At 60.1% G+C, this 13,937-nt stretch carries 16 protein-coding genes and 1 tRNA gene; 13 read left to right on the top strand and 4 right to left on the bottom strand.

Annotated features, from left to right (window positions below; translation table 11 throughout):
- The first annotated feature begins 151 nt into the window (after positions 1-151).
- The 12 genes from murA (at position 152) to ACQY8Q_RS15975 (ending at position 7,155) form a co-directional block, all read left to right on the top strand.
- Complete coding sequence (gene murA / locus ACQY8Q_RS16030) at positions 152-1,444, top strand: UDP-N-acetylglucosamine 1-carboxyvinyltransferase (protein WP_428427482.1); 1,293 nt, start codon at positions 152-154, stop codon at positions 1,442-1,444.
- 106 nt (positions 1,445-1,550) lie between these two features.
- Entirely contained in the window at positions 1,551-1,991 is a 441-nt protein-coding gene (locus ACQY8Q_RS16025) for a DUF2948 family protein (RefSeq protein ID WP_428427481.1), read from the top strand.
- Positions 1,992-2,054: 63 nt separating this feature from the next.
- The gene (hisD, locus tag ACQY8Q_RS16020; RefSeq protein WP_428427480.1) at positions 2,055-3,359 is read left to right on the top strand and encodes a histidinol dehydrogenase; all 1,305 of its coding nucleotides are present in this window, start codon (positions 2,055-2,057) and stop codon (positions 3,357-3,359) included.
- Complete coding sequence (locus tag ACQY8Q_RS16015) at positions 3,356-3,826, top strand: UPF0262 family protein (RefSeq protein WP_428427479.1); 471 nt, start codon at positions 3,356-3,358, stop codon at positions 3,824-3,826. Before hisD ends, ACQY8Q_RS16015 begins: the two co-directional genes overlap by 4 nt.
- Positions 3,823-4,311 (top strand): low molecular weight phosphatase family protein, encoded by a 489-nt coding sequence (locus ACQY8Q_RS16010; protein ID WP_428427478.1) that lies wholly within the window; start codon positions 3,823-3,825, stop codon positions 4,309-4,311. Before ACQY8Q_RS16015 ends, ACQY8Q_RS16010 begins: the two co-directional genes overlap by 4 nt.
- 126 nt (positions 4,312-4,437) lie before the next feature.
- Positions 4,438-4,656, top strand: coding sequence for a translation initiation factor IF-1 (gene infA, locus ACQY8Q_RS16005; protein ID WP_037105236.1), 219 nt, complete (start codon positions 4,438-4,440; stop codon positions 4,654-4,656).
- Positions 4,657-4,707: 51 nt separating this feature from the next.
- Entirely contained in the window at positions 4,708-5,328 is a 621-nt protein-coding gene (locus ACQY8Q_RS16000; protein ID WP_113242772.1) for a Maf-like protein, read from the top strand.
- Positions 5,329-5,334: 6 nt separating this feature from the next.
- On the top strand, positions 5,335-5,541 hold the full coding sequence (gene yacG, locus ACQY8Q_RS15995; RefSeq protein WP_428427477.1) for a DNA gyrase inhibitor YacG: 207 nt from the start codon (positions 5,335-5,337) through the stop codon (positions 5,539-5,541).
- A 186-nt stretch (positions 5,542-5,727) separates the two neighbouring features.
- A tRNA-Phe gene (locus ACQY8Q_RS15990) sits at positions 5,728-5,803 on the top strand.
- Positions 5,804-5,984: 181 nt separating this feature from the next.
- On the top strand, positions 5,985-6,167 hold the full coding sequence (locus tag ACQY8Q_RS15985) for a hypothetical protein (RefSeq protein WP_428427476.1): 183 nt from the start codon (positions 5,985-5,987) through the stop codon (positions 6,165-6,167).
- A gap of 222 nt (positions 6,168-6,389) precedes the next feature.
- Complete coding sequence (locus tag ACQY8Q_RS15980; protein WP_428427475.1) at positions 6,390-6,776, top strand: hypothetical protein; 387 nt, start codon at positions 6,390-6,392, stop codon at positions 6,774-6,776.
- 118 nt (positions 6,777-6,894) lie between these two features.
- Positions 6,895-7,155, top strand: coding sequence for a hypothetical protein (locus ACQY8Q_RS15975; protein ID WP_428427474.1), 261 nt, complete (start codon positions 6,895-6,897; stop codon positions 7,153-7,155).
- Positions 7,156-7,170: 15 nt separating this feature from the next.
- On the opposite strand, the gene pdxA is transcribed toward ACQY8Q_RS15975, so the two are convergent.
- From pdxA to ACQY8Q_RS15955, 4 genes are all read right to left on the bottom strand, one after another.
- Positions 7,171-8,154 carry a 4-hydroxythreonine-4-phosphate dehydrogenase PdxA gene (pdxA, locus tag ACQY8Q_RS15970; protein WP_428427473.1) on the bottom strand — a complete coding sequence of 328 codons (984 nt, stop codon included), beginning with the start codon at positions 8,152-8,154 and terminating at the stop codon, positions 7,171-7,173.
- Between the two features lie 68 nt (positions 8,155-8,222).
- A complete protein-coding gene (locus ACQY8Q_RS15965; protein WP_428427472.1) occupies positions 8,223-9,356 on the bottom strand; it encodes an iron-containing alcohol dehydrogenase in 1,134 nt (377 codons plus the stop codon).
- Between the two features lie 398 nt (positions 9,357-9,754).
- The gene (locus ACQY8Q_RS15960) at positions 9,755-10,978 is read right to left on the bottom strand and encodes a sialidase family protein (protein ID WP_428427471.1); all 1,224 of its coding nucleotides are present in this window, start codon (positions 10,976-10,978) and stop codon (positions 9,755-9,757) included.
- Positions 10,979-10,992: 14 nt separating this feature from the next.
- Positions 10,993-11,898, bottom strand: a complete 906-nt coding sequence (locus tag ACQY8Q_RS15955) for a dihydrodipicolinate synthase family protein (protein WP_428427470.1) — start codon at positions 11,896-11,898, stop codon at positions 10,993-10,995.
- Between the two features lie 292 nt (positions 11,899-12,190).
- Between ACQY8Q_RS15955 and ACQY8Q_RS15950 the strand changes: the two genes are divergently transcribed.
- Positions 12,191-13,843: an ABC transporter substrate-binding protein gene (locus ACQY8Q_RS15950; RefSeq protein ID WP_428427469.1), complete on the top strand. Its 1,653-nt coding sequence runs from the start codon at positions 12,191-12,193 to the stop codon at positions 13,841-13,843.
- The last annotated feature ends 94 nt before the right edge of the window (positions 13,844-13,937 follow it).

The raw sequence follows: 13,937 nt of genomic DNA, 5'->3' as shown, positions 1-13,937 counted from the left end.
GTCACTATCCATGTTGCTGCTGCATCCATGCGGATGCGCATCCGGCATCGGTTCAATTTGCTTCTCATTTCACGGTGCATCCTTTATGGAGGCGCCAATCTCTTAAAGTTCGGACTATCAGGAAAGGCGGGCGGCGCCCGTAAGGTACCCTATGGATCGCATCAGAATTACCGGCGGCAACGAGCTGCGCGGCATCATCCCGATTTCCGGCGCAAAAAACGCCGCGCTGCCGCTCATGATCGCGTCGCTTCTGACCGATGACACATTGACGCTCGAAAACGTGCCGCATCTGGCCGATGTCGAGCAGCTGATCCGCATCCTTGGCAATCATGGCGCCGACATCTCCGTCAATGGCCGCCGCGAGCGGCAGGGCGAAGGCTATTCACGCACCATCCATTTTACCTCGCGCACCATCGTCGATACGACCGCTCCTTATGAGCTGGTCTCCAAGATGCGCGCCAGCTTCTGGGTCATCGCGCCGCTTCTGGCCCGCGAAGGCAAGGCCCGCGTCTCCCTACCGGGCGGTTGCGCCATCGGCACGCGGCCGGTCGACCTGTTCATCGAAGGCCTGACGGCGCTCGGCGCCAATATCGAGATCGATAGCGGCTATATCAATGCGACGGCGCCGAAGGGCGGCCTGGTCGGCGCGCGTTATGTCTTCCCGAAGGTTTCGGTCGGCGCCACGCACGTGATGATGATGGCGGCAACACTTGCCAATGGCACGACGGTGATCGGCAATGCCGCGCGCGAGCCGGAAGTGGTCGATCTTGCCAACTGCCTCAATGCCATGGGCGCCAAGGTCTCCGGTGCCGGCACCTCGACGATCACCATCGAAGGCGTTACCTCGCTGTCAGGCGCACGACACCGCGTCCTGCCCGACCGCATCGAGACCGGCACCTATGCCATGGCCGTTGCCATGACCGGCGGTGACGTCGTGCTCGAAGGCACCAATGCCAAGCTGCTCGACACGGCAATCGAAGCCATCCGCCGCGCCGGGGCTGAGATCACTGAAACCGAAAGCGGCCTGCGCGTCGTGCGCAACGGTGGTGGCATCAGGCCGGTGGACGTGGTGACGGACCCCTTCCCCGGTTTCCCGACCGATCTGCAGGCACAGTTCATGGGCCTGATGACCAAGGCATCCGGCACGTCGCATATTACCGAGACGATCTTTGAAAACCGGTTCATGCACGTGCAGGAATTGGCCCGCCTCGGCGCCAAGATCACGCTGTCTGGCCAGACGGCAAAGATCGAAGGTGTCGAGCGCCTGAAGGGTGCTCCGGTCATGGCAACCGACCTGCGCGCCTCCGTATCGCTTGTTATCGCCGGTCTGGTGGCGGAAGGCGAGACGATGGTGTCGCGCGTCTATCACCTTGATCGCGGTTTCGAGCGGCTTGAAGAAAAGCTCAACAATTGCGGCGCTCAGGTGGAACGCGTCAGCGACTGATCCGACCGGTCGCATGCGGCCTGCAGTTGCGGATTCGATGCCGGCGTCCTATGTCCTGTGTCATGATGACGGCAGCTGATGGCTGCACAGGCAAGGGATGAATGGCATGGAGACTTTGAAGCTGATGGGGCTGGACACTGAAGATCTGGAGATCGTGTCCGCCCATGTGCAGGACGCGGTCTTCAAGGTTTCCGGCCTGGACTACACGCCACGCTCGAAACAGCTGTCGCTGGTGATCAACCGTTTCGTCTGGGAAACGGCCGAAGGCCGCGGCAAGTCGTTCGAGCGCCGCCGCAGCCTGCTCGCCTTCAAGCGCGTCTCGGCCGTCCGTTCGATCGGTTTCGATCGGAAGGACGACGAGACAGTGCTGTCGCTGCTCGCCATCCAGTTTGAACCGAACGGCGAAGGCCCGGATGGAACTGTCGAATTCATCCTGTCCGGCGAAGCCTCGATCATGCTCGATGTGGAATGTATCGAGGTTCAGCTTGCAGATACCGGCGGCGCATGGGAAACCGGTTTCAAGCCGCGCCATCCAGCCGGCGTCTGATTTCCTGCCCGCCGGCCTGAGAAGGCTGTGCATCTCCGCCGACCATCCATAAGGACGTTTTCATTGGCTCTCCGTCTCGACTATCTGACCCCCGGCTTCGAAGCCGAGTTCGCAGCTTTTCTGACAACCAAGCGGGAAGTGTCCGAAGACGTCAACGTGGTGGTCAAGACTATCATTGATGACGTGCGCTTGCGTGGTGATGAAGCGCTTGCCGAATATACCAGGAAGTTCGACGGGCTCGATTTCGCCGTGACCGGCATGGCCGTGACGGCCGGCGAAATCGACGCAGCGATCAATGCCGTGCCATCCGAAGTGCTGGGCGCGCTCAAGGTCGCTGCCGTGCGCATCGAGGCGCATCACACCCGCCAGCGGCCGAAGGACGATATTTACGAGGATTCGATGGGCGTCGGCCTCGGCTCGCGCTGGACGGCGATCGATGCCGTCGGTCTTTATGTGCCGGGCGGTACGGCGAGCTATCCCAGCTCGGTGCTGATGAATGCGCTTCCGGCCAAGGTCGCCGGCGTCGAGCGCATCGTCATGGTGGTTCCCGCCAATGGCGGCGTGATCAATCCGGCGGTTCTGGCCGCCGCGCGCATGGCCGGCGTCGAGGAAATCTACCGCATCGGCGGCGCCCAGGCGATCGCGGCCCTTGCCTATGGCACGGCATCGATTGCGCCGGTTGCCAAGATCATGGGGCCGGGCAATGCCTATGTCGCCGCCGCCAAGCGCCAGGTTTTCGGCGCTGTCGGTATCGACATGATCGCGGGACCTTCGGAAGTGCTTGTTATCGCCGATCGCGACAATGATCCGAACTGGATCGCCGCCGATCTCCTCGCTCAGGCCGAACACGATGTCGGCGCGCAGTCCATCCTGATTACCGACGACGCGGCCTTTGCCGCTGCGGTCGAGGCGGCGGTCGAGCGCCAGCTGCGAACGCTTCCCCGGGCTGAAACGGCCAGCGCCAGCTGGCGCGACTTTGGCGCCGTCATCCTTGTGCCTGATTTTGACGCGGCCGTGCCGCTCGCCAACCGGATTGCAGCCGAGCATCTGGAGCTCGCTCTTGCCGATGCCGATGCGATGATCCCAAAAATCCGCAACGCCGGCGCCATTTTCGTCGGCCGCCACACGCCGGAAGTCATCGGCGATTATGTCGGCGGCTCCAACCATGTGCTGCCGACGGCACGCTCGGCGCGGTTCTCTTCCGGCCTCGGCGTGCTCGACTATATGAAGCGCACATCGATCCTGCGCCTTGGCGCCGACCAGCTGCGCGATCTCGGACCGGCTGCTATCGCACTTGCCCGGTCTGAAGGTCTTGAAGCCCATGCGCGCTCGGTTGCCATCCGCCTCAATCTCGGGGGCGAGGGATGACATCCAGCCACCGTCTCTGTGATGTCGTGCTGGATGAGACCATCGGCCGCTCGACGCCCGATGTTGAGCATGAACGCGCGGTGGCGATCTTCGACCTGATCGAGGAGAATTTTTTCGAGCCGGCCGGTCATATCGGCGGCCCCTATCAGCTCAAGCTGTCACTGGTTGATGCCAAGCTCGTCTTTGTCGTCACCACAGAGTCAGGCGCCGGGGTTGCCACCCATATCCTGTCGCTGACGCCGTTCCGGCGGATCGTGAAGGATTATTTCATGATCTGCGAAAGCTATTACGAGGCCATCCGTTCCTCGACGCCAAGCCAGATCGAGGCGATCGACATGGGACGGCGCGGCATTCACAATGAGGGCTCGCAGACGCTGATGGACCGGCTGTCGGGCAAGATCAAGCTCGATTTCGATACGGCGCGGCGTCTGTTCACGCTTGTTTGTGTGCTCTACTGGCGGGGATGACGGTGACGATCGCTGCTTCCCCCAACGAGCCGCAGCGGAGCGCGAAATCGCCGGGTTCGGTGCTGTTCATGTGCGGGATGAATGCGATCCGCTCGCCGATGGCCGAGGTTCTGGCCAAGGCGATGCTGCCGCCCGGCACCTATGTTGCCTCTGCCGGCGTCCGGCCGGGAGAGCGCGATCCCTTCGTCGATGTGGTGCTGGAAGAGATCGGGCTGACGGCCGGACGCCACCAGCCGCATACGCTGGACGAACTGGAAGATGATTATTTCGACCTGATCATCACGCTGGCGCCGGAGGCGCATCATGCGGCACTGGAGCTGACGCGGTCGATGGCAATCGATGTTGTTTACTGGCCGACGCCGGACCCGACGGTCGCCACCGGCACGCGCGAACAGATCATTTCGGCCTATCGCGAGGTTCGAAATCACATTGCCAACCTGCTCAAGCATCGTTTGCTTGGACAAATGCCGGACAAGATGGCATAGGGCACATGCAAAACCGGAAAATGAGCTCGCTGCTGTTCACAAAACAGCGGCGATTGTGTAGTTTCCGCCAAATTTTTAAAAGGTGCGATACGCGCCTCTATCGAAGCACAGAAAGAAATACCCTACATGGCGAAAGAAGAAGTCCTCGAATTCCCGGGCGTCGTTACCGAATTGCTGCCCAATGCAACGTTCCGCGTCCAGCTCGAAAACCAGCATGAAATCATTGCCCATACGGCTGGCCGCATGCGCAAGAACCGCATTCGCGTTCTCGCCGGCGACAAGGTGCTTGTCGAAATGACGCCGTACGACCTGACCAAGGGCCGTATCACCTATCGCTTCAAGTAAGCGCATTGCGGCCCTTGCGCCGCAAAACTCAAGATCGATGGCCCTGTTGCGATGGCATTGACACATAAGCTGATCCTGGCCTCCGGTTCGCCGCGGCGTGTCGAACTGCTCGCGCAGGCGGGCATCGAGCCCGCGCGCCTGATGCCGATGGATCTCGACGAGACGCCGAAGCGCACCGAGCATCCGCGCTCGCTTGCCTGGCGGCTGTCTGCCGAAAAGGCGAGAGCGGCACTTGCTGCCATCAAGGGCGAACCCGGCTGGGAGGGAAGCTATATCCTTGCCGCTGATACCGTCGTCTCCGTCGGTCGACGCATCCTGGGAAAGCCCGAACTGGTCAGCGAAGCCTCAAGCGCGCTGCATCTTCTGTCCGGCCGCAGCCACCGCGTCTATACCGGCGTTTGCCTGATCACGCCGGACAAGACGGTGCGCCAGAAGGTCATCGATACCAAGGTTCGCTTCAAGCGCCTCTCCAGCCACGACATCGACAGCTACCTGGCCTCGGGCCAGTGGCGCGGCAAGGCGGGCGCCTACGGCATCCAGGGCATCGCTGGCAGCTTTGTCGTCAAGCTGGTGGGTTCCTACACCAATGTCGTCGGCCTGCCGCTCTATGAGACCGTCAGCCTGCTTTCAGGCGAAGGCTATGACGTGCATGACAGCTGGATGAAGGGCTAAAAGGCCATGAGCTCAGACGAAACCAAGAGCGCCTCGAACGTGGCGCCGTTGCGCAAGGCAGTGACCTGCCCCGAGTGCAGGCGCCCGTCGCACCGTGAACATTACCCGTTCTGCTCCGACCGTTGCCGTAATGTCGATCTCAACAGATGGCTGACCGGCTCCTACGCGATTCCAGTGGCCGATGATGAATCGAAAGCCGACGGCGAGGATTGAGAACGGTCGGATTTCGCGGGATATCCGTTGTTTTTCAATTATTTGCACCAAATGATATTTTCCTGTCGAAAAAACGTCATTTGGTGCTGGACACCGTCGAACAAGATGTTATAACCCCGCTCGCTTCCGGGGCGCAACCAACCGCCCCACGGTTCTTAAAAAGGAACCACCGCCGCAAGGCAGGATGCCCGGATAGCTCAGTTGGTAGAGCAGCGGATTGAAAATCCGCGTGTCGGTGGTTCAAATCCGCCTCCGGGCACCATTTTTCCTCCTGGTGAACTGGTCCTTCTTAGTCAGAACCAAGCGCGGGGCTTAGCGCTACCCGTGCCTTGACTCTCACTCGAAAATAGAACATATAGTGAACATATGGAACTGTGCAGGCCGGTAGGCGTTGTGCTTTTGCTTGGCAAGCTCACTCCACCGGATAACCGTTGAGGCAAGACATGAGCCATGTTGATGAGATTACGGCGCGGACGCAGGCAGTGCTGGCACGCTCGAGGGCGTTCCGGGAACGGTCTCAGGCCATGCGGGAAGAGCACAGGGCATTGATCGAGCGCGCCTCGATCAAGTCGGGTCAGCTTCATTTCGTCTTTCCCGTCTCAAACCCGGACAGGCCGAAGCACTAAGACTCTTGCCCGAGGGTTGGCACCGCCTCCCAAGCGGCAAGCGTCGCCCCTACGACATGCAGGCGTGATCGTCATACCTCCTCTGCCAAGAGGCCCCTCGCCGTTCTTGCTGCCCGGTGCAGGCGGTGCGGACGAGACCGCCGATTGATTGCATTGATATTGATTGCGCTTCGGTACCGGTCTACTTAAGGCCGTATTGAAATGAAGCATTGAGTTCCGATAATGGCAATTTCCGATTTGATCCTGCAACTCCAGAACGCCAAGGAACCCAGCAAGGAACTCGATATCTCCATCGGGATCGTCATGGGTTACAAGCGTCATGTGAAGGCAGACAAGGAGAATGGCAGCGAACAGGAACGAAACGTCGTTTGGCTCTACCCCAACAATGGCGACGAGAGCAGCCTGCCTGCTTTTACTGCCGGGCTTGATGACGCCTATCTTCTCGCGCAAAGCCTTGCGCCGGGTTGTGTTGGCGGCGTCAGTTGGGATTCACAAGGTGGAACCGCCAAGATCGACGACGGCCCGTATTTCACGGCCCATACACCTGCCATTGCACTTTGCATTGCCGCGCTTAGCGTCAAGCTGAAGAAGGTCCCTGAGGCCAAATGAACCGACCGGCCTTGAAGGCGCTTCCAGGGCTGGGAAAGAAACGAAACACCGGCCAAACTTGAAAGCACCACCGATCACATTACGTGCTCTCAATAGACGCCCTTGCGGAGTAGGCTCGATGAAATCTCTCTTTTTTCTCAGTGCAGCCTTGCTGATGCTGGCCTCGTGCACAACGCCGGATGTGGAGCCGATCCCCGGCAGCATCACCTATGGCGGCCAACCCCGCACGAAACTGACGAAATCGCCGGTCGGCAGCGTCGTGCACAATTCGTTCCGCACCCTGACCGGGGTAGCCTATGAGACCTATACGATCCAGCCGGACCGCTCGTTGAAGCTCATCCGGCGTGAGATTCGCAGCGACATTTTCGATGAAAATTGAAGCCCGTCCACTGCCTTAGGAGGCAGAGGTAACCCGTGGGGACCGCGCCACCAGCCGTGCGTAGTCAATCGCCGACAGCATGTTGACGTGATTGGCCTTGCCGGTGCCGGCAATATCGAACGCCGTACCGTGATCAACGGATACCCGGTCGATCGGCAACCCGAGGGAGACGTTGACCGCAGTCTCGAAGGCAACCAGCTTGATCGGGATATGTCCTTGATCGTGATATTGCGCCACGACGAGATCAAAGGCGCCGCCATAGGCGCGGGCATAGACCGTATCTGCGGAGATCGGGCCGACCACATCGATACCCTTGGCTCGCGCCAGCTCGACCGCCGGTACCAGGAATTTCGTGTCTTCATCGCCGAACAGACCGCCCTCGCCGCAGTGCGGATTGATGCCGGCGACCGCGATACGGGCCTTGTGGCCGAGACGCAGGAAATGCCGGTGCCCTGCCTCGATCGTTGCCAGCACCCGCTCGACAGTCGCCCGCTCGATGGCGGTGCGCAGCGAGACGTGCGTGGAGACGTGGATGGTGTTCAGTCGCTCGGACGCCAAAAGCATGAAGGAGCTTTTCGATCCGGTCAGATGGGCGAGAAGGCCGGTATGGCCGTCGAAATGATGACCGGCGAGGTTCATCGCTTCCTTGTTGATCGGTGCCGTGACGATACAATCGACTGCGCCTGACAGCGCCAGTTCGACCGCGCGCTTGATATAGCGCACCGAGGCATCACCGGCGACCGGGCTCACCTTGCCGATCTCCGGCAGCTTTCCATCGATTACAACCTCATCGACAGCGATGGCGCCTGCGGCGGGGGTTGCAGAAAAATGCAATTCCGTTCCCGTCACCCCGTTTGCCCGCTCCAGCGCCTCGATATTGCCGACGACGATGAAGTTCGCCCGGTCGGCTTCCGGCAGGGACGCCAGCGCCTTGACGATGACTTCCGGGCCGACGCCTGCCGGATCTCCCAGCGTGACGGCTACGCGCGATGTGCTCATGTTCAGTCCTCCGTGCGGCGCTCGGGCCGTTCCTGCACTGCGGCTCTCCCGTGGCAGGATAGTTCCAATCAATAGGCGGCTTGATAGATCGAAAGAATGTCGGCACGCTCAAGATCGCGCGGATTGTTGTCGAGCAGGCGGCGGATGGCAAAGGCATCATCGGCCATGATACCGAGATCCGTCTCGGGCACGCCCAAGGCCGAGAGCCGCATCTCGATGCCGAGCCCGGCGCAGAAACCGAATGCCGCATCGAAGACCGAGGCCTGATCGGCGCCGGCTTGCAGATCCAGCGCCGCGATCACTATCGCCGTCTTTTCTGCGGCCGACGGCGTGTTGAACGCCAGCACATGCGGAAAGATCAAGGCATTGGCGGCGCCATGCGCCACATGCCAGCGCGTGCCAAGCGGATAGGCAAGCGCGTGGCCACCGGCGGTATTGACCGGGCCGAGGCAAAAGCCGCCATACAGAGACGCGAGCGACAGGCCGGCCCGCGCCTCAGCGTCCGAACCATCAGCCACGGCCCGGGCAAGATAACGCCCGACCAGACGTACGCCCTCGATCGCGTAGAGGTCGATCATCGGGTGTGCCTTGCGATTGGTAAAAGCCTCGACACAATGGGCCATGGCATCGACGCCGGTTGCGGCAGTCGTCGCGGCAGGTACGGTGAAGGTGAGGCTCGGATCTATGACGGCGATGTCGGCAAGCATATGGATGCTTTCCACCGCCAGCTTTGCCTGCGTTGCCGGGTCGGTGACCAAGGCGCGAATACCGGCCTCGCTGCCGGTCCCGGACGTGGTCGGCACCTGCGCCAGCCCAACGCGGCGGCGCGAGGCCACTTTACCGGCACCAACGACGTCGCGCAGTGTTTGCGTAGAGCCGGACAGCACCGAAACCAGCTTGGCCAGGTCCATGGCGCTACCGCCGCCGAAGCCAACGATCAGATCGGCCTGCGCCGCATCGGCTGCTGCCAGCACAAGATCAAGATTGTCCGCATCGGGCTCGGGCTTTACCTGTGAAAAAACGGCGACATTCCCCGGCAACTCAAGGATGTCGACGCGGGATGCATTGAAGGCATCCGACACAACGAGAATGCGTCCAAACCCTCGGTCCCCAGCCCATTTTCCAAGTCTACCGGCCACACCGACGCCAAACTCGATGATATCCGGACGGATGATCGTGATGGGTGCGCTCAAGCTGGTCATGGACATGTCCTCGTTGTTTTCGTTGCCGCATCCATTGAAGATCGCAACCAACATGTAAATTTGTTATATAAAACTACCATTCTTGGCAAGCACCAAGGCGTACCGAAGCCATGTTTTATCGCCGCTCACCCTCACATCCGTGTTCTGAAATACAATAAATATCTGTTTCTGTTGATTAAATTTAGAACTTTTCCGGGCTTTTAGTCTCTCTCAAAAAATCGGGACCGAGAAGGAGCCTTGTTAAAAACCGAGAAGATATCTTGTAAATAATCCTAAAATTCCCGCGCCAATCAGGATTGGACTGACAAACGAACCCATATCCATTCGTTTTCTGTTCGGTTGGCGCCCGATTTTCACAGTTGTAAAAATTACTGCTTCGCCAGCAGCGGCGACAAGCGCTACTCGAGCACGCAGGACGGCCTAAAAACCGTATCCGGGCTCCACCGCACATATTTGATCGCCCGGCGATAATAGGTGTAGGCGATATGGAGCGCGCCATCCGGCCCTTCGACGATTGAAGGGTAGGAGTATTCGCGGTTGAGGGCATCCTTGGAATTGTTGGTGAGGCAATAGCCGTCGCCGGTTTCCAAATGAACGGGAACACCAAAGGTCTCTCCAGCATCACCGGAAAAGACAAGACTCATCGGTGCACGAGGCACACCCCAGATCGCCTTCGGCCTGCCATCGGCTGCAGATACCGTTTCCGCTGGCACGGCCTGCGCCTCCTCCTCCGCCTCGATCTCGTCATAGAGGGAAAGGCGCCGATCGCTGGATGCCAGAACATTGGAATGATTGTAGACGATTGCGATCCGGCCATCCTTGAGGCCGGCCGCCTGGATCGATGAATTGTTGTTGGGCAACGCTGTTTCCACCGGCGCGCTCCAGGTAAGGCCATCGTCATCGGAACGGCTGCGCAGGATCTGCGTGGCAAAGCGATTGCGGAAGAAGGCCACCATACGCCCATCGCCACGCGGGAGGATATTCATATGAACGGCCCCGATACTCCCGGGCAGATCGACCATATCCCAGCTGGATCCGGCATTACGCGAGATCAGAACGGCGGCCGTATCGGCGTCACCTGTCCAGCGCTGGCCAGGCACGCCAATGCAGCGGAACACCGGCAGCAGCCAGTCGCCCCTGGCGTTGACGACGATCGGCTGGCGCACGAATGTGCCAGGGCTATCGCAGAGGATTTCAACGGGGCCGAATGTGCGCCCGCCATCAGCGGAGATCCGCCGCTTGACGATCGCGCCGTCCTGGTTTCCCGAAGTCTGCGAGGTAAAGATCAGCCAGACATTGCCATCCGGCGCTGTGAACATCAGTGGGTTCTGCTCGGACTCCTGCGGATCGTCTGACATTTTTTCCGCATCCGACCACTGGGCGGACCCGGCAGGCAGCCGCGACATGTAGATCGAGATGTCACCCATGCCCTCCATCGTGCCGCCAAACCAGACACAGGTCAGCGTGCCATCGGCAAGGAAAGCCAGATTGGCGGCGTGGTTCTGCACACAGGGCGACGGCAGGAAGGCATCAAAACGATAGCCCCCCTCGCCGCCCGGTCCAACCAAGCCATTCATAAGCGGCGGAATTTGCTCAGGTTTCAGGCCGGAACCGGATGTCATGATCCACCCCCCCCTTATGGCAATTGCGCAAACTTGACGGCGAGATCCGCTTGATCCGCAGCGCTCAGCGCCATCAGCGGCGGACGCGGGCGCGCCCAGGCGGCACTGCCGTTCTTCAGGCCAACCATTGCCTTGATCGTTGGGATCTGGACGTAGGAGTTGGACAGCGAGCGATAGGCATTGATGCGCGCCTGCGCCGTTTCGACATCGGCGGCACGGGCCGGATCATTGGCATGGTCATAGACGGTGCGCAGGGAGTTTGCGACCAGATTGGAGGTCGCGGTAATGCAGCCCGCCCCACCGGCCTTGATCAGCGGCAAGAGCAGCGGATCGGCACCTGCAAGCACGGAAAAACCCGGGAATGCGGCAAGAAGCGCCTCCATATTGGCGAAATCACCAGCCGAATCCTTGATACCGACCACCGTATCCGGGAAGGCCTGGATCAACCGGCCGATCAACGGCAAGCTTAGCAGAACGCCGGACACCTGGGGAATGTGATAGAGCACGACCTGCAGCCGGTCGTCGGCAATTGTCTCGATGATCCGCGCATAGGCGGCAAACAGCCCCTCGTCCGATACGCCCTTGTAATAGAAGGGCGGCAGCATGACGACGCTGTTAACACCGAGGGACAGCGCATGCCGTGTCAGCTCGATCGTCTCGGGAATGGCGGCAACGCCGGTACCCGGCATCAGCTGATCGCCGGATATGCCTGCCTTCAGCGCTGCCTCAAGGATATCGCGGCGCTCGGCGGACGAAAACGAATTGGCTTCACCGGTCGTACCCAGCAGCGCCACGCCGTGGCACCCTTCACTCAGAAGCCGCTGGCAATGGGCGGTGAAAAGGCCAAGATCAGGCGTGTCGTCAGCATTGAGCGGCGTCGTGGCGGCGCTATAGACGCCGGTAATCCTGTGAATCGTCATTTTTGCAAATTCCTCCGCGACCGTCCTGCCATCCCGTGGCTGCAGCCCTCCCGCTTTTTCCTCAACTATAACAACTTGTCAAGAAAAAATCCGCGTTGAAAATTTCAACAGAAAATTATCACATTGAAAAATATGAATTTTATTTATGAATCGCCATAAGAACCGAATATGACCAAGAATTAATGTTGACATATTTACAATAACGATCCAGTGTCCGGCCTCATCATGGCGCGGCAAGCTGTCCTGAACCGGCAGAAGGAGGGCGCGATGACAGCATCTATTGGAGGATCAGATGTCTAATCAAAACAATGAAGCCGGCGCGTCACAGCCGCAGATCACTCGCCGTAACGCCTTGAAACTCGGCCTTGGCACCAGCGTGGCGCTCGGCCTGTTCGGCCTGAACGCCCGCATCGTCATGGCTCAGGAAGGCCAGGTGCTCAAGGTCGCGCATCCGGCCTTCAACCAGGATTGGTCGCCACTGCGCGGCGGCGGTCCTCCGTATCGCTGGAATTCCGCCTGGTGGGCATCGCCGATGTATTTCGATAGCAAGGGCGATTTGCACCCTTACGTCTTTACAAGCTGGGAACCGGCCGCCGACAACAAGACCTGGACCTTCAAGATCGACCCGAAGGCCGTGTTCTCGGACGGCAGCAAGATCACAGCCGAGGACATCAAGGGCTCCTGGAACGTCTCGGCCATGCCGAACACCAAGAACCAGCGCGCCGACCAGGTGCTGAGCAAGGTCGCGGGCTATGCCGAAGTCGGCGCCGGCAAGTCCAAGGAAATTTCCGGCATCGCCACGCCGGACGAAGGTACGGTCGTCGTCACCCTGACAGAAGCCGATCCGATCTTCTTCATGCGGCTTGGCAACCATATCGCGCCGATCACCAAAGCCTCGCAGTCGCGCGGTGAAGATGGCGAGGAAGTCGCCGACTGGTACATGCCGACCAATGACGCCGTCTATTCCGGTCCGTTCAAGCTGACCAGCATCGATCTCGATGCCGGCAAGCTGGTGTTCGAGCCCAATGAAAACTTCTTCGGCCCGAAGCCGAAACTGGCCCGCATCGAGATCGACTCGATCGAGGACAACGTTACCGCGACATCGCTGCTGAAGTCAGGCGAATACAATGCCCATACGGAACTCGTCACCTCGACCATCATTCGGGACCTTGGCGCCAGCTTCGCCGAAGGCCCGCTGATCCCGACCAGCCAGCATTTCTGGTTCAATTCGGCGCGCGCACCGATGGATGATCCGAAGGTTCGCCAGGCGCTGATCATGGCCGTCGATCGCGAAGGCCTGATGAAGGCTTCGTTCCCGGATGGTCCGCACAAGAAGACCGACCAAGTCATCAACTCCGTCCCCGGCGCCGACACGTCCGGCTTCGAGCCCTACCCTTACGATCCGGGAGGCGCCAAGAAGCTTCTCGCTGAATCGACCTATGGTGGCCCGGAACGCCTGCCCAAGCTTCTCTTCGTCGGCATTTCCGGCCCGGCCATTGAGGCTGCCGCCCAGTTCATCGCCGAACAGTGGCGCCAGAACCTCGGCATTACCGCCGTCGATATGAAGCCGCAGCAGGATGCCTATGCAGGCCCCGACCAGAACGCGGTGCAGATCTTCCGCGACGACGTCGGCACCCGCGTTCCCGATGCGGTGTCCTATCTCGCCGGTTCCATCGCCTCGACCTCGTCGAATGCGCAGAACAAGCTTGGCGGTTACAAGAACGACAAGGTCGATAGCCTGCTGGCAGAGGCCGCCACCAAGTCTGTGGATGATCCGCAGCGTGTGGCACTGGCGCTCGAAGCCCAGAAGGCCTTCCGCGAGGACTGGAGCTTCATCCCCTGGTACGCCCAGGCGATGTCACGCTGGGCGACTGACAAGGTCACCGGCATCGACAAGAACCTCGACTGGCAGGTTGTAGCCCCCTGGGACATTTCCATCGCTTAAGGCAATTTCCACAACCGACATCTGCTGTGCGGAGGCGGAAACCGCTTCCGCACAGATTGCCATTGCTGGAGTATGATTGCGGATCTTTGCCGCA

The sequence above is a fragment of the Pararhizobium sp. genome (assembly GCF_965279435.1).
Taxonomy (GTDB): Bacteria; Pseudomonadota; Alphaproteobacteria; order Rhizobiales; family Rhizobiaceae; genus Pararhizobium.
Note: the sequence above shows the minus strand (reverse complement) of the source record. Positions and strands in the feature narration are given on the sequence as shown.

Excerpts from the sequence above, each read along its gene's own strand:
- ACQY8Q_RS15985 (WP_428427476.1), top strand. The coding sequence starts at position 5,985 with ATGAGCCATGTTGATGAGATTACGGCGCGGACGCAGGCAGTGCTGGCA.
- ACQY8Q_RS15955 (WP_428427470.1), bottom strand. The coding sequence starts at position 11,898 with ATGACGATTCACAGGATTACCGGCGTCTATAGCGCCGCCACGACGCCG.
- ACQY8Q_RS15980 (WP_428427475.1), top strand. The coding sequence starts at position 6,390 with ATGGCAATTTCCGATTTGATCCTGCAACTCCAGAACGCCAAGGAACCC.
- ACQY8Q_RS15960 (WP_428427471.1), bottom strand. The coding sequence starts at position 10,978 with ATGACATCCGGTTCCGGCCTGAAACCTGAGCAAATTCCGCCGCTTATG.
- ACQY8Q_RS16025 (WP_428427481.1), top strand. The coding sequence starts at position 1,551 with ATGGAGACTTTGAAGCTGATGGGGCTGGACACTGAAGATCTGGAGATC.
- yacG (WP_428427477.1), top strand. The coding sequence starts at position 5,335 with ATGAGCTCAGACGAAACCAAGAGCGCCTCGAACGTGGCGCCGTTGCGC.
- ACQY8Q_RS16000 (WP_113242772.1), top strand. The coding sequence starts at position 4,708 with ATGGCATTGACACATAAGCTGATCCTGGCCTCCGGTTCGCCGCGGCGT.
- ACQY8Q_RS16015 (WP_428427479.1), top strand. The coding sequence starts at position 3,356 with ATGACATCCAGCCACCGTCTCTGTGATGTCGTGCTGGATGAGACCATC.
- infA (WP_037105236.1), top strand. The coding sequence starts at position 4,438 with ATGGCGAAAGAAGAAGTCCTCGAATTCCCGGGCGTCGTTACCGAATTG.
- ACQY8Q_RS15965 (WP_428427472.1), bottom strand. The coding sequence starts at position 9,356 with ATGACCAGCTTGAGCGCACCCATCACGATCATCCGTCCGGATATCATC.
- pdxA (WP_428427473.1), bottom strand. The coding sequence starts at position 8,154 with ATGAGCACATCGCGCGTAGCCGTCACGCTGGGAGATCCGGCAGGCGTC.
- murA (WP_428427482.1), top strand. The coding sequence starts at position 152 with ATGGATCGCATCAGAATTACCGGCGGCAACGAGCTGCGCGGCATCATC.
- ACQY8Q_RS15950 (WP_428427469.1), top strand. The coding sequence starts at position 12,191 with ATGTCTAATCAAAACAATGAAGCCGGCGCGTCACAGCCGCAGATCACT.
- ACQY8Q_RS15975 (WP_428427474.1), top strand. The coding sequence starts at position 6,895 with ATGAAATCTCTCTTTTTTCTCAGTGCAGCCTTGCTGATGCTGGCCTCG.
- ACQY8Q_RS16010 (WP_428427478.1), top strand. The coding sequence starts at position 3,823 with ATGACGGTGACGATCGCTGCTTCCCCCAACGAGCCGCAGCGGAGCGCG.